Source organism: Paraburkholderia sp. BL9I2N2, from assembly GCF_004339745.1.
Lineage (GTDB): Bacteria > Pseudomonadota > Gammaproteobacteria > Burkholderiales > Burkholderiaceae > Paraburkholderia.
Map to the genome: position 1 here is coordinate 560305 of NZ_SMGP01000002.1, position 21335 is coordinate 581639.

18 protein-coding genes and 1 pseudogene are annotated in these 21335 nt (G+C 61.8%); 9 read left to right on the forward strand and 10 right to left on the reverse strand.

The window, feature by feature from the left end; all coding sequences use genetic code 11:
- Nucleotides 1–149 precede the first annotated feature (149 nt).
- The gene (locus tag B0G74_RS24415; RefSeq protein ID WP_132377431.1) at nt 150–809 is read right to left on the reverse strand and encodes a dienelactone hydrolase family protein; all 660 of its coding nucleotides are present in this window, start codon (nt 807–809) and stop codon (nt 150–152) included.
- Nucleotides 810–1088: 279 nt separating this feature from the next.
- Between B0G74_RS24415 and B0G74_RS24420 the strand changes: the two genes are divergently transcribed.
- Nucleotides 1089–2666 (forward strand): DHA2 family efflux MFS transporter permease subunit, encoded by a 1578-nt coding sequence (locus tag B0G74_RS24420; protein WP_132377432.1) that lies wholly within the window; start codon nt 1089–1091, stop codon nt 2664–2666.
- 22 nt (nt 2667–2688) lie between these two features.
- On the opposite strand, the gene B0G74_RS24425 is transcribed toward B0G74_RS24420, so the two are convergent.
- Nucleotides 2689–3441: a helix-turn-helix transcriptional regulator gene (locus tag B0G74_RS24425; protein WP_132377433.1), complete on the reverse strand. Its 753-nt coding sequence runs from the start codon at nt 3439–3441 to the stop codon at nt 2689–2691.
- Nucleotides 3442–3618: 177 nt separating this feature from the next.
- Here B0G74_RS24425 and B0G74_RS24430 point away from each other — a divergent pair, with 177 nt between their 5' ends.
- Nucleotides 3619–4533: a glutaminase gene (locus tag B0G74_RS24430; protein ID WP_132377434.1), complete on the forward strand. Its 915-nt coding sequence runs from the start codon at nt 3619–3621 to the stop codon at nt 4531–4533.
- A gap of 142 nt (nt 4534–4675) precedes the next feature.
- Here the strand turns inward: B0G74_RS24430 and B0G74_RS24435 are convergent, their stop codons facing one another.
- The 4 genes from B0G74_RS24435 to B0G74_RS24450 all read right to left on the reverse strand — a co-directional run bounded on the left by B0G74_RS24435 (nt 4676) and on the right by B0G74_RS24450 (nt 8295).
- Nucleotides 4676–5131 (reverse strand): universal stress protein, encoded by a 456-nt coding sequence (locus B0G74_RS24435; protein WP_132377435.1) that lies wholly within the window; start codon nt 5129–5131, stop codon nt 4676–4678.
- Nucleotides 5132–5565: 434 nt separating this feature from the next.
- The gene (locus B0G74_RS24440; protein ID WP_132377436.1) at nt 5566–5817 is read right to left on the reverse strand and encodes a GlsB/YeaQ/YmgE family stress response membrane protein; all 252 of its coding nucleotides are present in this window, start codon (nt 5815–5817) and stop codon (nt 5566–5568) included.
- Nucleotides 5818–6480: 663 nt separating this feature from the next.
- Entirely contained in the window at nt 6481–6852 is a 372-nt protein-coding gene (locus B0G74_RS24445) for a ligand-binding protein SH3 (protein WP_132377437.1), read from the reverse strand.
- An 18-nt stretch (nt 6853–6870) separates the two neighbouring features.
- A complete protein-coding gene (locus B0G74_RS24450) occupies nt 6871–8295 on the reverse strand; it encodes a UbiA family prenyltransferase (protein ID WP_132377438.1) in 1425 nt (474 codons plus the stop codon).
- 287 nt (nt 8296–8582) lie between these two features.
- Between B0G74_RS24450 and B0G74_RS24455 the strand changes: the two genes are divergently transcribed.
- From B0G74_RS24455 to B0G74_RS24465, 3 genes are all read left to right on the forward strand, one after another.
- Entirely contained in the window at nt 8583–9779 is a 1197-nt protein-coding gene (locus tag B0G74_RS24455) for a hypothetical protein (RefSeq protein WP_132377439.1), read from the forward strand.
- A gap of 371 nt (nt 9780–10150) precedes the next feature.
- A complete protein-coding gene (locus B0G74_RS24460; protein WP_279388626.1) occupies nt 10151–11218 on the forward strand; it encodes a glycosyltransferase family 9 protein in 1068 nt (355 codons plus the stop codon).
- Nucleotides 11219–11525: 307 nt separating this feature from the next.
- Nucleotides 11526–12014, forward strand: a complete 489-nt coding sequence (locus tag B0G74_RS24465; protein WP_132377440.1) for a cache domain-containing protein — start codon at nt 11526–11528, stop codon at nt 12012–12014.
- A 636-nt stretch (nt 12015–12650) separates the two neighbouring features.
- Here the strand turns inward: B0G74_RS24465 and B0G74_RS24470 are convergent.
- Nucleotides 12651–13289 (reverse strand): hypothetical protein, encoded by a 639-nt coding sequence (locus B0G74_RS24470; RefSeq protein WP_132377441.1) that lies wholly within the window; start codon nt 13287–13289, stop codon nt 12651–12653.
- A 1012-nt stretch (nt 13290–14301) separates the two neighbouring features.
- Here B0G74_RS24470 and B0G74_RS46770 point away from each other — a divergent pair.
- The 4 genes and pseudogenes from B0G74_RS46770 to B0G74_RS24485 form a co-directional block, all read left to right on the forward strand.
- Nucleotides 14302–14496 (forward strand): annotated as a pseudogene (locus B0G74_RS46770) (hypothetical protein); the annotation flags it as partial.
- Between the two features lie 542 nt (nt 14497–15038).
- Nucleotides 15039–15941 (forward strand): PadR family transcriptional regulator, encoded by a 903-nt coding sequence (locus B0G74_RS24475; protein WP_132377442.1) that lies wholly within the window; start codon nt 15039–15041, stop codon nt 15939–15941.
- A gap of 150 nt (nt 15942–16091) precedes the next feature.
- A complete protein-coding gene (locus B0G74_RS24480) occupies nt 16092–16931 on the forward strand; it encodes a siderophore-interacting protein (RefSeq protein WP_132377443.1) in 840 nt (279 codons plus the stop codon).
- A 108-nt stretch (nt 16932–17039) separates the two neighbouring features.
- A complete protein-coding gene (locus tag B0G74_RS24485; RefSeq protein ID WP_132377444.1) occupies nt 17040–18296 on the forward strand; it encodes an MFS transporter in 1257 nt (418 codons plus the stop codon).
- Nucleotides 18297–18464: 168 nt separating this feature from the next.
- On the opposite strand, the gene B0G74_RS24490 is transcribed toward B0G74_RS24485, so the two are convergent.
- Genes B0G74_RS24490 through mmsB form a run of 3 tightly spaced genes read right to left on the reverse strand, consistent with a single transcriptional unit; the run spans nt 18465 to nt 21330 of the window.
- Nucleotides 18465–19613 (reverse strand): enoyl-CoA hydratase/isomerase family protein, encoded by a 1149-nt coding sequence (locus B0G74_RS24490; protein ID WP_132377445.1) that lies wholly within the window; start codon nt 19611–19613, stop codon nt 18465–18467.
- The gene (locus tag B0G74_RS24495) at nt 19613–20428 is read right to left on the reverse strand and encodes an enoyl-CoA hydratase (RefSeq protein WP_132377446.1); all 816 of its coding nucleotides are present in this window, start codon (nt 20426–20428) and stop codon (nt 19613–19615) included. Before B0G74_RS24495 ends, B0G74_RS24490 begins: the two co-directional genes overlap by 1 nt.
- Nucleotides 20425–21330 carry a 3-hydroxyisobutyrate dehydrogenase gene (gene mmsB, locus B0G74_RS24500; protein WP_132377447.1) on the reverse strand — a complete coding sequence of 302 codons (906 nt, stop codon included), beginning with the start codon at nt 21328–21330 and terminating at the stop codon, nt 20425–20427. Before mmsB ends, B0G74_RS24495 begins: the two co-directional genes overlap by 4 nt.
- Nucleotides 21331–21335: the final 5 nt, after the last annotated feature.

Consider the following 21335-nt stretch of genomic DNA (forward strand, 5'->3'; position numbering starts at 1 on the left):
CTGGAAAATGCGCCCCCGGTCACCCGAGCCGCATGGGCCGCCCCGTTGGGCGTTCCGCGGTCCGCGCGGCGGGGGTGATTCTCATGCTATGAGCAGTTAACGGCAAGCAGATCAGAAAACTTTAGGGCCGCTTTTCAGGCACGACCGTGTCAGTCGCGCGACAAAGCGCCCAGCGCGTGTTCCAGCGCTTCCTGGCCGAGCTCGACGCCGTCGGCGTTAATCGTGTGACCAATGCCTGGAAGCGCATAGGCGTCGACGGTATAGCCGGCGTTGCTGAACGCGTCGGCGGCGTATTCGAGTTCCTGCACCGGGATCACTTCGTCGTCTTCGCCGTGGATCAGCGTGAGCGCCGTGCCGTTCTGCGCGACGATCACGGAGGCGAGCCGCCCCGAATACGCGACCACGCCGGCCGCGCCTTCCGCGCTGGTCGCCACATGGTGCATCGCCATGATCGAGCCTTGCGAAAAACCAATCAGCGCAAGGCGCCCGAAAGATACCTGCCAGTGCGCAAGCTCGGCTTCGAGCATACGCCGCAACGCCGGATAGGCCGCGGCGACACGGGCCTCGCGATTGCCTTCGTTGACGTCGCGCAGGCTGAACCACTGACGTCCGCCGAAGCCGCCGTCGAAGGCGTCGGTGCCGTCGAGCGAAGTGAAGGCCACATCGGGCAGGCTCTCGCTCCAGATGTCCGCAAGCGGCATCAGGTCGCGCGCATTGCTGCCGACGCCGTGCATCAGCACCACCAAGCCTTTGGCAGGCGCGGTCGCCGGCGCGCGTCGCCAGCCGTGTTCGAATTGCTCCCAGGCCATATTCGTTCCTTCTATTTGTCGATTCGTGGATGGTCGTTCCGCACGCGCTGTGCCAGGCGTGACGAGGGATCGCGCCGTGCGGCCGTGTGCAGCCTCAGCCGCGAGCATACGCTGCCGGATTTGTTTTCGCCGCCGCCTTTGTGCGCGCCGATGACGTCCAAACGTGAATACAGGTATGCTTTTGCGAGCATTCAGCGGACCTGCGGCCCGACGCATCGCGCGGGCACGAAATACAACTTCCCCGCAGCATGTCCGCGGCACACCGATCCGGAGAACCGTTTGAGCCAGTCCACTTCCGCGCCTGCCTCGGCGCCGCCTGCACCACCGCCGCCGCTGAAGGGCGGCCAACTGGTGCTGGCCACGATCGCCGTCGCGCTCGCCACCTTCATGAACGTGCTCGACACGTCGATCGCGAACGTTGCGATCCCAACCATTTCGGGCAATCTCGGCGTCTCGGTCGATGAAGGCACGTGGGTCATCACCGTGTTCGCCGCGGCCAATGCCGTGTCGATTCCGCTCACCGGCTGGCTCACGCAACGCATCGGCCAGGTGAAGCTGTTCGTCGGCGCGATCCTGATGTTCGTGCTGGCGTCGTGGTTGTGCGGCATTGCGCCGACGCTGCCGATCCTGCTGCTCGCGCGGATCTTCCAGGGCGCCGTGGCCGGCCCGCTGATCCCGCTGTCGCAAGCCATTCTGCTCGGCTCGTATCCGAAGGAGAAATCCTCGACCGCGCTCGCCCTATGGGCAATGACCGCGACCGTCGGCCCGATTGCGGGCCCGGCGCTCGGCGGCTGGATCACGGATAGTTATAGCTGGTCGTGGATCTTCTACATCAACATTCCGGTCGGCATTTTCGCGGCCGGCGTCACGTGGATGATCTACCGCACCCGCGAGTCGCCAACCCGCAAGCCGCCCATCGACGTGGTCGGGCTGGGCCTCCTGATCACGTGGGTCGCCTCGCTGCAGATCATGCTCGACAAGGGCAAGGACCTCGACTGGTTTTCGTCGCCGGTGATCGTGATTCTCGGCATTACCGCGCTCGTCAGTTTCGCGTTCTTCCTCGTGTGGGAATTGACCGAGGAAAATCCGATCGTCGATTTGCGGCTTTTTCAGCAGCGCAACTTTCTCGGCGGCACGATTGCGATTTCGGTCGCGTACGGCGTGTTCTTCGGCAACCTCGTGCTGCTGCCGCAATGGATGCAGGAGTATCTGAACTACCGTTCCGTCGATGCCGGTCTCGTGACCGCGCCGCTCGGTGTGTTCGCGGTGCTGCTCGCGCCGGTGATGGGCCGCGTGCTGCCGCGCTCGGATGCGCGTGTGATCGCCACGCTGGCGTTCATCGGCTTTGCGATCGTGTTTTATATGCGCTCGAAGTACGTGATCGAGATCGACACCTGGCATCTGGTGATACCCACGCTGCTGCAAGGCATTCCGATGGCGCTGTTCTTCGTGCCGCTGACTTCGATCATCCTGTCCGGCCAGCCGCCGAGCAAGATTCCAGCAGCGGCGGGTCTGTCGAATTTCGCTCGCGTGTTTTGCGGCGCGGTGGGCACGTCGATCGCCGGCAACGAATGGAACAACCGCACGGTGCTGCATCACGAACGGCTTACCGAGCAGGCCTCCATCAACAACCCGGTGTTCAATCAGCAGATCGATTCGACCCAGTCGCTGCTGCATCTGAATCCGCAATCCGCCCATGCGTTGTTCGATTTCACCGTGAACACGCAGGCGGCGATGATGGGCCTGAACGATATCTTTTTCGTCTCCGCGGTCATCTTTATTCTGATCATTCCACTGATCTGGATTACGCGGCCGAGCAAGGGCGGTGGCGGGCCGGATGCGGCGGGCGCGCATTGAGGGCGATGCCGATGGCGATGCGTCAGCGGAAATAACGTGCGGGCGTGTCGCCGAACGCGTCCCGGAACACGGCGATAAACGACGACACGTCGCTGTAGCCCACCTCGAGCGCCACCTGCGTGACGCTCGCGCCCGCGCCAAGGTGTTCCAGCGCAACCAGCAGGCGAAGCTGCTGGCGCCACTGCCCGAACGTTTGCCCCGTTTCCTTGACGAACAGGCGCGCCGCCGTGCGGGCCGTCACGCCGGCGGCCGCGGCCAGCTCTTCGAGTACCGCGGTGTCGGCCGGGTTAGCGCTCAACGCGTCGGCGATCCGTTCCGCACGCGGATCGCGCGGCCAGTTCAACCCCAACGGCGCAGTGCGCAGAGTCGGCAGACGGTCCAGCAGCACTTGCACGAGACGCGCGGCGGGTTCGTCGAACGGTTGGTCGCGCGGCAGATCAGCCGCGGCGATCAGCAACGCTGCCACCAATGGGTCGGGCACGACGGCGCAGCTGTGCGGCGGGAGCGGCGCGGCGTCCATGCCGACATAGAGCGCATGAAACTCGACAGGACCGGCGGCGGACAAGCGGTGCAGCAGACCCGCGGGCATCCAGACCGCGTGGCCTGGCGGCACGACCCAGCGCTCGGTCTCGGTGCGCACGATCAGCACCCCGGCGCTCACGTGGATCAGCCGCGCGCGACGATAGGCCCCCAACGGTTCGTCCAGCGTCTCGTACCGCTCCCCGATAACGAAGACCGGTTGCTCGACGCCGTCTGGATCAAAAGTCTCCATCATGGAGTCCGTTTTGCCCGATTGTTGCCAGAAAGACAGCAAGATTAGCATAGCCGCTCGGGGACGCTCGCCGAACGCCGCCCGAACCTGGACGCGACGCACGGCGACGTGCGCGATGTCCGGCGCGAACAATTCGCTCCCGCTTGCCAGTAGAATCGCGGCTCCAACGGTCCGAGCCCCATGAACTACGCATCCATCCTCGACCAGATCCACGGCGATCTGCAGCCTTATCTGGGCACCGGCAAGGTTGCCGATTACATTCCCGAACTCGCCAGAGTGCCCGCCGATAGTTTCGGCATGGCGATCGTCACGGCATCGGGCGAGGTCTTCCGCACCGGCGACGCCGACACGCGTTTTTCCATTCAGAGCATTTCGAAGCTGTTCGCCTGCACGATGGCCTTCCGCCTGCTCGGCGACGCGTTGTGGCAGCGCGTGGGACGCGAACCGTCGGGCACCGCCTTCAATTCGCTGGTTCAGCTCGAGGCCGAACAGGGCAAGCCGCGCAATCCGTTCATCAACGCGGGCGCGCTGGTCGTCACCGACGTGCTGTGCCGCCGTTTCGTGCAAGCCGAGACGGCACTGGTCGAATTCATGCGCCGGCTGACGGGCGAAACGAGCATCGACTACGATTCGCGCGTCGCGCAATCGGAATTGCAGAATGCCCACCGCAATCGCGCGATGGCGCATTTCATGGCGAGCTTCGGCAACATGGAGATGCCACCGGAGGTGGTGGTCGATGCTTACTGCCGGCAATGCGCGATTTCGATGAGTTGCGTCGAGCTGGCGAAGGCGGCGCTGTTTCTGACCAATCACGGGGTGGTGCCGGCCACCGGCGAGCGGATTCTCGACACGAGTTCGGCCAAGCGTCTTTCCGCGCTGATGCTGACCTGCGGCACCTATGACGCGGCGGGCGATTTCGTCTACCGGGTCGGCTTGCCGGCGAAAAGCGGCGTGGGCGGCGGGATCGTCGCCGTGCTGCCCGGCGAGATGGCGGTGTGCGTGTGGTCGCCGGGGCTGGATAGCAATGGCAATTCGCTTGTCGGCGCCCGGGCATTGGAACGGCTGACCACGCTTACCGGGCAGTCGATTTTTTGATAACGCTCGCGCAGACGCCCCAAAAAGTCAATTTACGCTGAGCGCAAGCGTGACCGACGCCGGTTGTTCCTCTGGCAGGACTCGCCCCACAAGCGCCACTCGCAGCTCTCTAAAGCGGCTGCCACCTGACCAGGATCTTAGGTTAGCCCTTGTCGCGGGTTTCGATCAGTACCGGACAGCTCGAGCGGTCGATGACTTCTCCGCTGGTCGACGGGTTGGCCCAGCGGCGTAGCCGTGACAAATGGTGATGTCCCATCACAATGACCTCCGCTGTCAGCAGCCGGGCTTGTTCGATGACGACGTCGGCCGGAATTCCCGCGCAGAAGTGCTGTTCCACCGTGAGATTCCGGTCGGCAAGCTGTGCGGCTGCGGCAGCCAGGACGGATCGTGCGAAAGATGTCTGCGCCTGTGCTGGCGGATAGGTCAGGCCATCGGGCGCGACACCGTTTTCGGAACCGGGAGGCAACGCGTAGGATGGGTCGACAACGCATAGAAGGTGTACGGTTGCCGTACCCGGTACCGCCACGCGGCTCGCCAGGTCGACGACGTAGACACTCTGGGCTGAGCCGTCCAGCGGAACGAGGAGGATATTGAACATGGTGGGAGATACCCTTCGAAGATCGGATTGCCGCGCAGGCTGGCATCGCCGCCGGGAAGCGTGTCGGGCCAGTAGTTGCCGGGATCCTCAAACTGGTTCAGCCAATGGTAGAACTCTTGCAAGACGCGGGTCTTCCCAAGGCGAGCCTGCGCGCCAAACGCGACCACCTGCGGCTGCCCACCAAGCGCGTCATGCCACGCCTGGAGCAGCACGGAAAGCTCGTTCTCCCGGCCCACGAATTACATAAAAGGCTCTCGCCATCTGGCGAAGACGCAACCTGTACATTGCAGAATGTGCGAAAGCCCTGTCAAGTACACGATCGAGTGAACCGGAAAAACTGTGCGCGCCGCCGGTTGATGCCGAATGGCTGAATGTGGCCCGGATACTGGTCTACGCAAACGGCATGCTTCGCCCGATTCTCGCGAGCGCGCAGATTAACGCCGCCGGCGCACCAGTCCGTAAATGACCAGCAGGACGATCGCGCCAATGACCGACGCGACCCAGCCCGCCGCCTGGCCTGGTTGATACCAGCCCAGCCCACGCCCGACATAGCCCGCAATCAGCGAGCCGGCAATGCCGAGGATGATGGTCAAAATGAGGCCCATGCTGTCGTCTCCGGGCTTAAGCGCCCGCGCAATCAATCCGACGACCAGCCCTACGATCACCGTACCAATAAAGGAAAGCATGTCGACCTCGCAAGAGTGTGAGTGCTACGGTTTCTTTTATTGCTGGCTACTTACTGTTTCACTGCGATGCTTTTCGGGAGCATACGCGCTAGATGCGGCAGTCGGCCGCCATATGCTCGTCGGTTCGCACATCGAGCACCAGTTGCTCCCGGACGTTCGTCGCCGTCCAGTTGATCCACGAAAGCGTCGTCGCGACAAATTTCGACCATCGCCCGCTCGGTCATTCGACTGACAGGACGCCACCGAAGGCTACCGGTTCGATAGCGGTCCTTTTGACGCCCAATATACAAGAGCATTTTATGCCCGTCTCCGCGATGGTCTGGAGTGTCAGAGCATCCCGTTCGCGCGGGAGATAAACAGCACGGCCCACACGTCGTGCGGCCTCGCGCTATTTGCCCATCGCCGCCTTTCCAGCCTCACAGGGCTTGCAAGGCCCCGACCATCCGAATGTGTCGTCTGGCACCCGATCTCAATGCGCGGCGGCCACTTCGGCCCGTCAGAACAGCCATTCTCAACGGCGGCTTTCGGGTGGCGGATTCAACCGGTGCAAAGCGGTTGCTTTCTCCCCGTGGCAGCAGGCGGGTTCGTTGCAACCTTTGATCCGCCCCATCGTCAGTTCGCCAAGTTATGCGGCGCATCTAATGGGCCAGCCGCAAGGCACTCTCACGGCCGAACCGGTGCTGCCGCCGGGAGATACAGCAGCAGGACGCTGGCGAGCAGGAGCGCCGCGCCCGCCAAGGTACGCAGCGATACCGCCTCGCCGGCAAAAAAGCCGAACAACAGGATTTCCAGGATCGTCACCGCGACCATCAATGGATAGGCAACGCTGAGTTCAACGCGCCTTAGTGCCAGCGCATAAAACAGGAACCCAGCTCCATACGCACCAATCGCCGCCATCCGCAAAAGCAAGGGTCGGCTAGCAAACCCTGCTATCAATACGTCTCCTTGAGCAACGACTATTTTCCCGGCCACACGCAACAAAATACTGGCCATCGCGCTAAAAGTACCGCTCAGCAAAAGAAATAAAATGGACATAGGAACGAAGGGAACCAGTCAGATAGCGACAATAACTGTCGCGATGCAAAGGCCGATGACCAGCATGCTCAGCCGGTCCTTGATTGCAAACACGATTGGATCGTCGTGCATCTGGCCGCGGAATGCAAGCATCCAGACTCGGCTGATCCAGTACAACAAAAGGCCGAACAAGAACCAGAGGGCGTGTTGATGATGATACAGGATGCTGATTTCGGAAGAGTTCATGTAGAGTGCAAGAACCAGCACGGCAAGGTATCCGGACGCGGTACCGAATGAACGCAGGATCCCCAGGTCTTGAGTGATGTAACCGCGCCCTGCTACCGCGCATTCGCCGTCTCGCAACAAGAGTGCATCGAGTTCCGTGTAACGCTTGACCATCGCAAGGCTCAGGAAGATAAGTACTGAAAACATGATCAACCAATGCGAAAGCGGAATGTCGTCGGCCGCGCCGCCAGCGGCAATACGTACGGTGTACAACGCAGCGAGCGTAAAGACGTCGACGAGCATCATGCGCTTGAGCGCGAACGAATAAGCCACGGTCGCGATGAGATAACACGCCAGCACCAGGCCGAATTCAGAAGGCAGCAAAACCGTCAGCGCGGCGCTTGCCGCGAGCAGCGCAAGCGTCAGAAAAATACCGAAGGTCAGTGATAGCTGGCCCGACGCGAACGGCCGGTTGCGCTTGCGCATGTGACGCCGGTCGGCATCGAGATCGAGCATGTCGTTCAGCAAATACACGGATGACGCGCAAAAGCTGAAAGACAAAAAGGCGATGCCTTCGGCGAAGATGGAATTGACATCGGTGAAGCGATGCGACGCCAGTAGCGGCACGAAGATCAGCAGATTCTTGACCCACTGATGAACCCGCATTTCCTTGATGACGAGGCGCACGAAGGAACGTTTCCGCTCGAAGAAAAGGGTCGTATTGTTGACCTTCTGCGCCGCGGCAGCGATATGACGGCTTCCCACGACAATCGCCCTGCGCGCCTGCTTCCAGACGGCGACATCGGCGAGCGCATTGCCGCAGTAATCGAAGCCACCCACACCGAATTCCGCCGATAGCGCGCCCGCCTTGTTTTTGCCGGACAGATTACGCGCCTCGTTACTCGCCATGACACCTTTGAAAAAGCCGAAGTGGGTGGCGACTTGTTCCGCGAATCGTTGGTTCGATGCAGTGCAAAGGTACAGGTCGCGCCCGTTCGACTGTTCCTCGCGCAAGAACTCGACAAACCTCGGGTCGTACGGAAGCACCGACACATCGATTGCCACGCGCGAAGCAATCTGTGCTTTCAGATTCGCCTTCCCTCGCAGTAACCACACGATGCAGTAGAACGCATAGAGAGGATTCCTCTTAAAAAGGACAAGAAAAGACTCAACAAGAAGATCGGTGCACGTTAGCGTCCCGTCGAGGTCGACACACAGGGGAATGCTTGCATCAGACATGTTTTGCCTCGGACTGTCGTCGTTAGTTTTACTTGTATGCCGACGCAACGAACTGTCGGCCTATGAACAGCCTACTTGGGGTGATTTGCATGCGATGGTACGCGGCGTATCGTATCGATCCGTGCGATAGGCCACCTTCATCGCCTCGAAAACCGGGGAACATTCAGCCAGCGCATTTCTTTTGCCCGACGTATTCCTGTGTGCACACGCGGCTACATGCGGCGACTGCGGTAGGGAAAGATATCTGGCGCCTTGCCAGCAATCCCATCTTCTTGGAGGAAGTCCTGATGAACGAACCACTTTCCCGTCCGGGCATTCGCTGGCTTTTTCTCGCTTTCATCTATTTCGTGATGGCTTCCGCGTCGTTCAGCGGCTTCTTCACAAAGTGGCAGTTTCGCGAGGACATGCCAGTTCTGTTTGCGACCGACGCGTCGCTGCCTGCGATGCTCGACGGAACCGCCGAGCGCCCGTATGTATACCGACAACTGTTGCCGCTCATTGCCAACAGCATTGAGCGCGCGTTGCCGATCAGCGTCCGTGATCACGCCACCGCCATATTGTTCGACAAAAAGCGCAACTATCATCCCATTGCAGAGTTCTACCCAAATGCCGTCGACGCCCGCAACCCCCAATACGCCCTACGCTATTACCTGATCTATGCCATGTCGTTCGCGTCGCTGCTGCTGGCGATGTTCGCCCTGCGCGCGGTATGCATCGACATGCAGCCCAACCGGGTTGCCGCCACGCTGGCGCCGATCGCCTTTGCAGCGATCCTGCCGCTTATCCTCACCGTTGGCGGCTATTTTTATGATCCGCCGGAGCTTCTGTTCATGGCGATAGCGGTCTGGTTCTCAATGCGAGGGCGGGTGTTATGGCTCATCGCGATTACCGCACTGGCGACGTTGAACAAGGAGTCTTTTTTCTTTTTCATCCTCACCTTGTTCCCGTTCTTGCGCACACGGTTTTCGGTTAAAGCAACGTTGGCGGTCCAGTGTGCGTTGCTGGTCGTCGCAGCGGCGGTCAACGTGGTGATCAAGCTGAAGTACGCGCACAACGGCGGCGGCGTCGTGACATACCACCTGATGGAGAATCTCGTTTTTCTTATCCATCCGTCGAGTTATATAGGCTTCGAATACAACTACGGCATTCCAACGACCAAGGGCTTCAATGTGATCAATATCGTTTTGGTCGCGGCGCTCGTGCGCACCGCGTGGGGCAAACTTTTGCCGGCCGTGCGACAGCATTTGAAGATTGCCCTGCTGGTCAATGTGCCGTTATTCCTGGCGTTTTGCTATCCTGGAGAATTGCGCAACTTCAGTATGTTGAACGTCGGGTTCGTGATCACTATCTGCGTCAGCATTGCTGCGTATCTGGACCGGAGTTATCGAGCGCTACCTGCAGCGGCGGTGCCCGTGGGCGCAGCTCCCGAAAGCACGGTGCCTGCAGTCGCGCAGTCTGTAAGCGCGCGCACAGCGGTGCCGTGATGATTAACCCAACCGTTTAATCCGTTGGTCGCGGGTTCTAGTCCCGTATGGACCGAGACGAACTAGCTCCCAGTGCATCGGGAGCCTTTTCATTCGTGTCGCGAGTGGTGTGCCGACCGGCATGGAGGAAGTCTGCAGCCTCAATGCACTTTGCTTGCCTCAGTCACCCACTAATCAAATTAGGGCTTGTCGGTCGTGACCCTCCCATCGGCGAACTTCGTGATTAGCGTCGAAGATCCGCCGGTCTTGCTAATAGCGAAACTGGACCATGTCGCGACAGGGGACTTGATCGGGTCGATCAGCGTCTTGGCCGCGGGTTGACCGTAATTAACTGATCGTCCTTAAAGAGCCGAGTTGCCTACCGGCAGGCGATCACGCTCAAGCCGCGTTTCGTACGCGCATACGTTAATCTCGGGGTCGCGTTGCGAGATCTCCGGCGCTTTGATGAGGCATTGCTTCAATTCAAGAAGGCGCTTTCGATCGATCCGAACGACGCAGGCGCGCGCACCAATCGAGCTCAGACGAATTTGCTGCTCGGCGAATTCGAACACGGCTGGCGCGAATACGAATGGCGTTGGCGTGATGGCACCTGCAGCCACGGTTTTCCGCAGAACACCCTATGGACTGGCACCCAACCGATAGACGGCAGGACAGTGCTCGTTCATCATGAGCAGGGGTTCGGCGACACGCTGCAATTCGTGCGTTTTGTAGATCGGCTCAGTGCAGCTGGCGCTCACGTCGTGTTGCGTGTTCAGGATGCCCTGTTGCCGCTCCTCCAAAATTATCGGGATGCGGCCGAAGTCATCGGTGAGACAGGGCAAGTGCCACATTTCGACTATCACATTCCAACCCTGAGTCTGCCGTTTGCGCTCAAGGTTCGTGCACCCGATCTCGCGCTATCCGATGCATATGTGCAGGCAGACGGTGCGCTTGTCCCTCAATGGGACGATTTTTTTACAGGCTCCATTCGACGGCCGAGCATTGGGATCGTGTGGTCGGGAAGCCGTACGCATCTGAATGATCACAATCGGTCCATTTCGCTTGAGCAACTGAAGCCGGTGTTCGATGCCGACGCGGATTTCTTCGCGTTGCAACCGGATGTACGCGACAGTGATCGCGCGTGCCTCGCGCAACTTGAGCAGCGCGGGGTGCTGCGCGATGTTTCCGGGCGGCTCACCACGTTCGCTGAGACTGCTGCGCTGATCGCTCGCCTCGACCTCGTCGTCAGCGTCGACACAGCTGTGGCGCATTTGGCGGGGGCGCTTGGGAAACCCGTATGGATTGCTTTGCCGTTCATGCCGGACTGGAGATGGCAACTCGACCGAAGCGATAGTCCGTGGTACCCAAAGGCGCGGTTGTTTCGACAAACGACGCGAGGCGATTGGACTGGCGTAGTTGCAGCGCTTCGCGCAGAGATCGACGCATTGCGGGGCGCCTGAATGGTGAGCCACCCGATAGAGAGCGCCCCATCCACTGCTCGCCGCAGGTTCGGGTCGCAAATTTGGTCGCGCCTGTTCCGTCGTGCCACTTGCCCGCTTTGAGCGACTAAGGCGCGTCGGATTGCCGGGTCGGGCCAGTTTCTGCCATTCGCAACCGTCCGCTATCGAGCCGACATTGATGTGGTAAAACGGTGCTGGCCAGGCTGCGCTTCGCGCACTAGTCTTTTGCATACAGAGCAGGCGCCTCACATCCAAGCTGCGACCGATGTACGGGCCAGCTCAGAACTCAACCGTTGGAGATACTGGTATGAACGGTAAAGCTCTCGTTACCAGTGTATTGCTACTGGCTGGATTATTCTGCCCCGCGTCGCCTGCATTTTCTCAGTCATCTCCCCCGACGTCCGAGACAGCAAGACAAACCGAGGCGCTTGTCGACAAAGCCGCGGCGTTGATCGGGAGTAAAGGCAAGGTCGCGTTTTCGGAGTTCAGAATCAAAGGGAGCGAGTGGTTCCACGGCGACACCTATCTGTTCGTTTACGATCTGAAGGAAAATGTCTTGTTGAATCCGGCCTTCCCCGCCCGTGAGGGAACCAACGTCAGCGGTCAGAAAGATACCAACGGCAAGCCGTTTCATGACGTCATGATCCAGACGGTTGAAACGAAGGGTTCGGGCTGGGTTGACTACATGTTCCTGAGACCAGGGCAGACTCAGCCATCGCATAAATGGACATATGTGAAGGCAGTGAAGATCGACGGAGTTCCAGGCCTGGTGGGTTCGGGTTTCTATTCGGAGTAGGTTCTGGCTAGCCTCGATTGATCGCCGCGCGACCTTGGCAGAACCCGTTTCGGCAACTGGTGTTGAGCGACCGCACTCGGCCTTCGAATTCCACAGCTTGTAATTCCGCTCCGGGTCGCGTGTCGCCAATCGACGACCGGCAGTGACCGGCCCAGTTAGAGACGATCGGCGTTCCGATGAAGATTGTCGACAATCGGAGCTTGGCAGCGAGTGCGTGTCGGGTCTCTAAGACGGTCCGCCCAACTGCGAAAATACAGTCGCAATGGCCCGAGGTGGCTGTTAGCGCCGCTCGTGACCTCCATAATCGTGTCTTTCGGCAGAAATCGCACAAGTTGATCGCCGGGCGCCACGGGACCGAATTGTTTCGGTCGGCGCATCCAGTTATCGGCTTTTGCAAGGGCTGGGTCGAATCGCCGATCGCCAACGTCGCTGTTCTTGGACCGGGCGGTTGAAATAAGGATGGTCGCCCGCTGCATGCAAGGAAATGGATCGCAACGGTGAGAGGCCATCCGTGCCGGTAAGGGCGGTAACGGTTGCGGCCGACAAAGAAGCACCCACCCAGGTCGCCGTCAGCGTTGCTCGCCAGCGGCGCCCTGCGTACAGCCAACACGACTGGACGTTTGCATCATCGCAGCGTTATTGGCATGTCACATTCACATTGGAGATGTCGCCGTCCGGGACGGTGCCGGTGCCGTTCGTCACTACGCACGTCCGCGTTGGTGGGATCGGTTGCGCCGAGACCGTAACCGAATAAGCATCACCGTAGCGCACCTTCGTGGGAAAGTTGAAACTGCCGTTAGCTGCGAGAGCGAGGGAATTCGCGCCGTTGTTTTGCAGCGTGATGGTCGTACCCGGTGCGAGACCATTCAGGGTGCCACTCAGGGTATGACTGTTTGGGGTACAGACGACGTTAACATTTGCGTCGGCGGGGCCGTAGCCGCTTCCATCCTGGTGGTAGATAGTGCATGACTGCCCGACCGGCTGGGTTAGAACCGTGACGCTAAAGTTGCGGGAGCTGTCCACCGTGTTGTTAAACGAAAATCCCCCGTTGTTGCTCAGCGTCAGATTGTCGGTGCCGTTGTCTTGAAGGGTAACCGAACTGTTGGCGAGAAGCCCGGAGAGGCTGCCACCGACCGTATAGCAAGTGCCCTCGTCCAGACAGTCCCAACCACCCCCGCACGAAGACAATGTCAGTGCTATCGCAGCAGCAGCCAGATACGGGCGACAACGAAACAGGTGATGCGCGCTTTCGGCTGAGGAGTCAGCGGAGTTCATCTAGATCAACCTTAGGTCTGCATCAAAAGGGCTACCTTGCGTCGTCGGGCAACGCGTCTGTCGGTGCTCGACGATCAAAATAAGGTTCGTGCGGGAACCGACCGCGCCGCACCGGAATCATCACGACCTATGCTCACACCGGGCAGGACCACCGTCGGCGGCCATGTCGGCTGTGTCAAACCGCACGCTTCGATCGAGGCTTGTCGAAGCTGCGCCGGCGAGAACAGCGCACAACACTTCAGTCGTCATTCGGAGCATCGTTTGACACGCCAGCGTGTGGAGCGCAGTCGTGAAACCTGTGCGTATTGCGCAGAGCGCGAGAGCGGCTGGCTTACCCGGCAACCTGCGACTAAATTATTACCAAATCATTACGAAGGCTATGCTTCGCATCCGTCCACGACAACCGGGCAAACCCGAGGGTGCACTGCAGCAAACCGTTCTGTAACAAGAGGTGTCGCTGAGCTGCGCCGGGTTGATCCCAAGTAATTTTGGAAACCTGTGCATTCGCGATCCATACGCCACCTGAACGGGCCCAGCGTGAAGGGCGGCTTCCGAAGTGCAATGAGTCGCCATCCGGTGCCACAGCTGACCCGACGCCACGGACCGCGAGTGAATGACCACTGCATCCTGGAATCGGACGGCTAAGTAGGGCTTGGTCCGACGTCCGTAGCGGGTCGAAAGTGTGAGTTCACTGACGCTGGAAGCTGCCGTCCGGCTGCTCGAGGCCACCACCGTCAGCAATCCATCACATTGCTGACGTACAACGGAGACCGCCTCAACGACAGCAAGGGCCGAAATTGAGTCACTCATACGACATTGGCGCAGAAAGCCCGAACACGAGAGCCGCGGCTGTCTTGGCAAACTGGAGACATGGACCGCATTTGGCGCACGGAGGTTCTAGGCGGAGCGAAGGCCTCACTACTCCACCGGCAATTCATACGTTCGCAGCAGCAGTTCGCGGACCTCACATTAAACAGGCAACGCGGATGGGGCTTCCACAGGCCACCGGTAGCGACATTCGCGTGCGTCGCACCCGCTGGCAAATGGTGTTGAACTCGCGGCCATGCGTAACAATTTGCGGCACGCGTCGATTTCGACCGTCTCCACCTATCCTCAGGCAACAACGCTCGTTCGTTTGACATGCTGCTGTTGGCTTAACCGCAATCAAGCACGTCAGTTCGAGGCATTACCGACGCTGTTTGATTGACGCCGACACGCGCCTCGCCCGTCCACCGCATATCCTCGGCCACAAGTTCGGTCCGAGGCCAAGCCGCCTCGGCAGCGGCCTGCTTAAGTCGGACGGTTCAATCAGCTGGAATGACGAGCCCGACACCCTGTGGTCCAGAGGGGGTTTCGCCCTATTCTGGAACCGCCGCCTGACCGACTTGGCTTTAACCCGCGATCCATTGCAAGGCGCGTGGTACGCGTTCTTCCATTCGAAAGAGTTGCGTGCAAACTGGAAAATGGGCAAGACGAGAAACGCCCGTAGGTTGCAAGCGTGGCCAACGCGAGCCACAGGAGCCTCAACTCTCGTCTCTGTATCGGGCCCACCTGCAGATCAGCCACGCCAAAAACTGTGCGCCGCACCATGAAATTCCGCTGTGCCGCATGCTTTGTCGTATCTAAACAGCCGTTCTTTCGATCCCGCAGACTGTGTTGCACGCCCATAAATCGCAAAAAGGGATTTGACAAACTATCTTAAGATATATATCTTAAGACACATCTTAAGACACAAGCGGGAGTACCAAGATGCGTCATCAACACCGTTTTTCGCGTCCGCGCCCAACGGACGACACTTTCTACACCGGCCACGAACGCGGCGCACTTCATGCGTTGTGGCACGCCTTTGCCCATCACCACGACTATCGCGGCGGCGAAGCACGCGGTGACGGCTTCGAACGCCGTCGCGGCGAAGGCGGCCGCAGTGACCGCGACGAATTCCGTGGCGACCTGCGCGGCGGCCCTGGCCGTCACGGCTACGACCGCTTCTCGCTGCACGCGTTGTGGCACGCCATCGGCCGTCATCACGAGCATCGCGGCGGCGGGCGTGGCGGGCGCTTCGGCGGCGGCCCGGGCGGCTTCGGCGGCGACGGCGACGGTTTTCCGCGCGGCCGCAAATTCAGTTCCGACGACCTGCAACTGCTGCTCCTGTCGATGATCGGCACGCAGCCGAGCCACGGCTACGAACTGATCAAGGCGCTCGAAACGCGCTCGAACGGCTTTTACAGTCCGAGCCCGGGCATGGTCTATCCGGCGCTCACGTATCTGGAAGAACTCGGCTACGTGACCGTGCAACTCGAAGGCAACCGCAAGCGCTACGAACTGTCGGAAACGGGCCGCGAATATCTGGCCGCCAACCGCGACCGCGTCGAATTGATGCTGGCCAAGCTGAGCCATATCGCCCGCAAGATGGATTCGGTGCGCCGCGCGTTTGCCGGCGAAGAGCCGGCCGACATCAGCGAAGGCGGCTGGCTGCCCGAGCTGAACGAAGCGCGCCGCGCGCTGAAGCACGCGTTGCTGCGCCGTGACAACGCGCCGGCGGCGCAGCAGCGCCGCATCGCTGAAATTCTGATGCGCGCGGCGAAAGAAATCGAAAGCGAAGTCAAATCGGACAACAGCGAAAACGGCAACGGCGGCGAAGCGGCCCGTTGAAATCGTGCCGCCCGTTCCCGCGTGCGCTTGCGCGCCGGGAGCGCCGCCCGCGCGTGAGCGCGCGCCCATCGAACCAACCGCAACCATCTTGCATGGGACCGGAGCAAGGCGCTCAAGCGCCAACCTCTGGTCGACAGGAGCACCACTCTTATGCCGACAAAAGACCACCAAGCCGACAATCAAACCGACCTCGCAGTCCACCGCGTACGCCATCCGCTGAAGTTCCGTCTGCTGCAAGTCAAGCAGGTGCGCGCGCTGACCCCGCATCTGATCCGCGTCACATTCACGGGCGAAGATCTGCACGACTTCGTCTCCGCTTCGTTCGACGACCACCTCAAGGTGTTCTTCCCCGAACCCGGCGCGGACAAGCCGGTGCTGCCTGAAGCGGGCCCCGACGGTCCGGTGTTTCCCGCCGGCCAGCCACGTCCGATCGCGCGCGATTTCACGCCGCGCCGCTTCGATCGCGAGGCGGGCGAACTCGACATCGAGTTTGCAATGCACGAAGCGGGCCCCGCGGCGACGTGGGCGGCGCAAGCCAAAGTGGGCCAGTATCTCGGTATCGGCGGCCCGCGCGGTTCGCTCGTGATACCTAAGGATTTCGACTGGCATCTGCTGATCGGCGACGATACCGCGTTGCCCGCCATCGCCCGGCGTCTCGAAGAGCTGCCGGCCGGCAAGCGCGTCGCGGCCGTGATCGAAGTGGCCGATCCGTCGGCGCAGATCGAATTCACGACGCAGGCCGAGTTGCATCTCGTGTGGCGCTATCGCAGCGAAGCGGGTGTGCGCGGCGAGGCCTTGCTGCAGGCCGTGCGCGACACCTACCTGCCCGAAAACGGCGAAGGCTATGTCTGGGCAGCCGGCGAAGCCGCGACGATGCGCGCAGTGCGCTATCACCTGTGCACGGAACGCGGCGTCGACAAATCACGCATTCGCGCGGCCAGCTACTGGAAACAGGGCGCCGAAGCGGTACACGAAACGCTCGACGATTGAGTGTCGGCCGTCCGCGGGATCACATGCGTCTTGAGGCGCGTGCGATCCGGCGGCGGCGCGAGTCGCGCGAGCACCGTGCTTCCAAAAACAACAACAAGGAATCGATCGATGTACTCAATAAGCGCAAAGCACGAACGCCACCTGCTGTGGCTGCTCGCGCTGACGCAGTTCACCATCATCATGGACTTCATGGTGATGATGCCGCTCGGCCCGCAGATCATGCACGCGTTCGCGATCACGCCGGCTGCATTCGCGACGGCCGTGTCGGCGTATTCGTGGTGCTCGGGACTGTCGGGACTGTTCGCGGCGACCTATATCGACCGCTTCGACCGGCGCCGTCTGCTGCTGACCATGTATGCGCTGTTCGCGCTGTCGAACCTGGCGTGCGCGCTGGCGAGCAGCTTTCCCTTGCTGCTGGCCGCTCGCGCGTTCGCGGGCATCACAGGCGGCGTGCTGGGCTCGGTGATCATGGCGATTGTCGGCGACGTGATCCCGGTTCAACGCCGCGGCGCCGCCACCGGCACGATCATGACCGCGTTTTCCCTCGCGGCGATTGCGGGCGTGCCGGCCGGCGTGATGCTCGGCGCGCACTTCGGCTGGGCCGCGCCGTTCTTCCTGCTGGTGGCGCTGTCGCTGCTCGTGTGGACGGCGGGACGGCAACTGGTGCCATCGCTGGCGGAGCATTTGAGCCGCCGTCAGCCGCCGCTCGCGGAAGTGCTGCCGGACTTGTGGCGGCTCCTGAGCAACCCGCGGCATCTGAATGCGTTCGCGCTGACCTTCATGATGATGGTCGCGCACATGCTGGTGATTCCGTTCATTTCGCCGGTGCTGGTCGCCAATCACGGCGTGGCGCCCGAGCAATTGTCATGGCTCTATATGGCCGGTGGCGCAGCGACGTTCTTCACTTCGCGCCGGGTGGGCGAACTCGCGGATCGTTACGGCACGCGGCGCGTGTTCCGGATCGCGGCGGTACTCGCGTTTGTGCCGGTGCTGTTCGTCACGCATCTGCCGAATCTGCCGTTTTACGCGCTGGTGATGTTCTTCCCGGTTTTCATGGTGCTGATGTCCGGGCGCATGGTGCCCATGCAGGCACTGCTGACCACCGTGCCCGAGCCTGCCCGGCGCGGCGCTTTTCTCAGCGCGAACAGTGCGCTCCAGGCATTGGGCACGGGATGCGGCGCATGGATCGGCGGCTTGATGCTCAGCAGTTCGCCGAGCGGCCAGATCATCGGTTACGGGACGGTCGGCTGGGCTTCGGTTGCGGTCGCGCTGGCCGGCGTGTTGTGGGTTTCCCGCGTACGCGGCGCGCAAGGCGATGCGCCGGCGGCTGGGATGTTGCATGCTGAAGCGGTCGGCGAAAGTTGATTGCGTGGCTCGCGCGGCGCTGTTGTGCAAGGCGCCGCGCGGAGATGCTTCAGTCTGTCAGGCCGGCATCGTTCAGCTGGCCGGCCACCACCACGACCTTGATGCCGCCTTCGGCCAGCCGCAGCGAGTCGTCCTTCAGCGGCGCTTGCACAGAGCGCCCGCTCCACTTCACCCCTGCTGCGCGCCCAACGCAGCCAGCGGATGCGCCTCGCTCTTCCACGGCGAGGCGAGAAAATGCTTGACGCGCTCGGGCCGCACCTCGGCGAGCGTTGCAGGTGCCCAGCGCGCCTTGCGATCCTTATCGATCAACTGGGCTCGCACGCCTTCACAGAAGTCACCCTCCTCGATCACGCGTTTGACGATACCCAACTCCATGCGGAAGCACTCGGCCAGGCTCATCTGCCGCCCACGCAAAAGCGCCTCACGCGTGACGTAAAGCATGGTGGGCGAATGGCTGGTCAGCGCATCGTAGATGGATTGCAACCACTGCTTCACCTCGCGCGGCGGCTCGCGCTCCAGGTCGTGCCGCACCGTCGCGACCATCCGCTCGACGCTCGAACGGCGGTCGAAATGCCGCAAGATCAGTTGCGTGAACGCCGCCAGCGGCGCGTGCGGAATGATGTTGCACGGCGGCTCGAACACGCCGCGCAAGGCAGCCATCAGATCGCCTTCGAGCGGCATGCGCTGCAGACGCTCTTCGAAACTGGCGAGCCATTCGGCCGGCACGCACAGATCGGCTAGTTGCAGGCGCAACGCATCGGCACCGGACAAGGTCGCGCCGGTCAGCCCGACATATAGCTCGAGCTCCGCCGGCATCACGCTCAGAAAGCGTGTCGCGCCGACGTCCGGCAGAAAGCCGATGCGCGTCTCCGGCATGGCGATCTTGCTGCGCTCGGTCACGATGCGCAGCCGCGCCGCCTGGCCGAGCCCCATGCCGCCGCCCATCGCGATGCCGTCGAGCAACGCGACCACCGGCTTCGGAAAGGTGTGCAGCGCATAGTCGAGCCGGTATTCGTCGACGAAGAACGCGAGCCACCGGCTGTCGCCGTTCTTCGCGAGCCGCTGCACTTCGCGCACGTCCCCGCCCGCGCAGAAACCTTTGGCGCCCGCGCCTTTCAGCACGAGCGCGACGATGCCGTCGTCGGTGCGGCAATGCTCGACCAGCACGGCAAGCTCGCGCACCATCGCGTGCGAAAGCGCATTGAGCGCGGCGGGACGGTTCAGCGTGATGATCGCCACGCGATTCACCACGCGAAACAGGATCTCGCGTTCCGCTTCGAGGCTCGTTTCGGCTATGACGCTTTGCAATGCGCTCATCAACGCGTCTCCTGCTGCGAGGAATCCGCCAGCGCGGCCTGCGTCACCTGCCAGCGCGGCGTGCGCTTTTCGAGGAACGCATTGACGCCTTCGCGCTGATCGGCGCCGTCGAACAGATCGACAAAGCGCTCGCGCTCCAGCGCCAGCGCCGCCGCGCGTGGCACGCCGTTGCGCCCCTGATGAATCAGCGTCTTGCTGAAGCCGACCGCCTGCGGACTCAACGTAGCGACACGCGCCGCCATGGTCAGCGCGGCGTCGCGCGCCGCGCCCTTCTCCACCACTTCTTCGACCAGACCGATGCGCAACGCCGTCGCCGCATCGACGCGCTCGCCGGTCAGAATCATCCGCTTGGCCCAGCCTTCGCCGACCAGCCACGGCAGCGTCTGCGTGCCGCAACCACAGGGCAGCAAGCCGACTGCCGTCTCGGGCAACGCCAGCAACGCATGCTGTTCGGCGATGCGAATATCGCAAGCCAGCGCGCATTCGAGCCCGCCGCCCATCGCATACCCGTTGATCGCCGCGATCACCACCGGCCGCGCGTTCTGCAAGGTCTCGAACGCCGCGCCGAAACGCGCCGCCGCGGTACGCGCGACTTCGCGGTTGCCGTCGGCGAACGTGTTCAGGTCTGCGCCCGCACTGAAGAACTTGGGGCCGTCGCCGGTAATCACGATCGCCCGCACGCGCGCCTCGCCGTTCAGGCGCTCGACGATCTGCTGCAATTGCAACAAGCCTTCGGGCGTGAACGCGTTGGCGGGCGGCCGCTTGAGGGTGAGTTGCGCGACGGCGCCGTCGTGCGCGTAGTCGAGTTCGATCATGCCGCGCCTCCGTCCTTGCCGTCCTGACGATACAGCTTGATGACCGCGGAAAAATCGAGACGTCCCGCGCCTTTCGTGCTCATCGTCTGGTAAAGCTGTTGCGCGAGCGCGCCGAGATAGAGCGGTTGACGCGCGGTTTTAGCGGCGTCGGTGGCGAGCCCCAGGTCCTTGAGCATCAGATCCGTGCCGAAGCCGCCGGTATAACCACGCGTGGAGGGCGCCGTCTCGATCACGCCGGGCATCGGGTTATACGTGTCCGAACTCCAGCAGCGCCCGGTCGACGTATTGATGATGCCGCCCAGCACTTTCGCGTCGATGCCGAGCGCCTCGCCGAGCGACATGGCTTCGGCCACGCCCGCCATCGTAATGCCGAGCACGAGGTTGTTGCAGATCTTCGCGACCTGGCCCGTGCCGGTATCGCCGCAATGCACGATGTTCTTACCCATCGCCGAGAGTACCGGCTTGACCTGCTCATACGCGCTCGCGCTGCCGCCGACCATGAAGGTCAGCGTGCCGGCCGCCGCGCCGCCAGTCCCGCCGGACACAGGCGCGTCGACAAAAGTGTTGCCGTGTTGCTGCGCGAGTTCGGCAAATGATTTCACGCTCGCGGGATCGATCGTGCTCGAATCGATAATGGTCACGCTCTTCGCGATGCCGGCGAAGATGCCGTCGTCCGCGGTCAGCACGCTGCGCACATGGGCGGCGGCGGGCAGCATGGTGATCACGCATTCCGCGTCGGTCACCGCCGCTTTCGGCGAACCGGCCGCTTTCGCGCCCGCATCGACGAGCGCCTGCACGGCTTGCGCGTTGAGGTCGAACACGTTGACCGCGTGGCCCGCCTTGAGCAGGTTGTGCGCCATCGGCGCACCCATGTTGCCGAGTCCGATAAAGCCTATTTTCATGATCT

Coding starts and splice junctions, on each gene's coding strand:
- B0G74_RS24415 (WP_132377431.1), bottom strand. CDS start 809: ATGGCCTGGGAGCAATTCGAACACGGCTGGCGACGCGCGCCGGCGACC.
- B0G74_RS24425 (WP_132377433.1), bottom strand. CDS start 3,441: ATGATGGAGACTTTTGATCCAGACGGCGTCGAGCAACCGGTCTTCGTT.
- B0G74_RS24430 (WP_132377434.1), top strand. CDS start 3,619: ATGAACTACGCATCCATCCTCGACCAGATCCACGGCGATCTGCAGCCT.
- B0G74_RS24435 (WP_132377435.1), bottom strand. CDS start 5,131: ATGTTCAATATCCTCCTCGTTCCGCTGGACGGCTCAGCCCAGAGTGTC.
- B0G74_RS24440 (WP_132377436.1), bottom strand. CDS start 5,817: ATGCTTTCCTTTATTGGTACGGTGATCGTAGGGCTGGTCGTCGGATTG.
- B0G74_RS24445 (WP_132377437.1), bottom strand. CDS start 6,852: ATGTCCATTTTATTTCTTTTGCTGAGCGGTACTTTTAGCGCGATGGCC.
- B0G74_RS24450 (WP_132377438.1), bottom strand. CDS start 8,295: ATGTCTGATGCAAGCATTCCCCTGTGTGTCGACCTCGACGGGACGCTA.
- B0G74_RS24455 (WP_132377439.1), top strand. CDS start 8,583: ATGAACGAACCACTTTCCCGTCCGGGCATTCGCTGGCTTTTTCTCGCT.
- B0G74_RS24465 (WP_132377440.1), top strand. CDS start 11,526: ATGAACGGTAAAGCTCTCGTTACCAGTGTATTGCTACTGGCTGGATTA.
- B0G74_RS24470 (WP_132377441.1), bottom strand. CDS start 13,289: ATGAACTCCGCTGACTCCTCAGCCGAAAGCGCGCATCACCTGTTTCGT.
- B0G74_RS24475 (WP_132377442.1), top strand. CDS start 15,039: ATGCGTCATCAACACCGTTTTTCGCGTCCGCGCCCAACGGACGACACT.
- B0G74_RS24480 (WP_132377443.1), top strand. CDS start 16,092: ATGCCGACAAAAGACCACCAAGCCGACAATCAAACCGACCTCGCAGTC.
- B0G74_RS24485 (WP_132377444.1), top strand. CDS start 17,040: ATGTACTCAATAAGCGCAAAGCACGAACGCCACCTGCTGTGGCTGCTC.
- B0G74_RS24490 (WP_132377445.1), bottom strand. CDS start 19,613: ATGAGCGCATTGCAAAGCGTCATAGCCGAAACGAGCCTCGAAGCGGAA.
- B0G74_RS24495 (WP_132377446.1), bottom strand. CDS start 20,428: ATGATCGAACTCGACTACGCGCACGACGGCGCCGTCGCGCAACTCACC.
- mmsB (WP_132377447.1), bottom strand. CDS start 21,330: ATGAAAATAGGCTTTATCGGACTCGGCAACATGGGTGCGCCGATGGCG.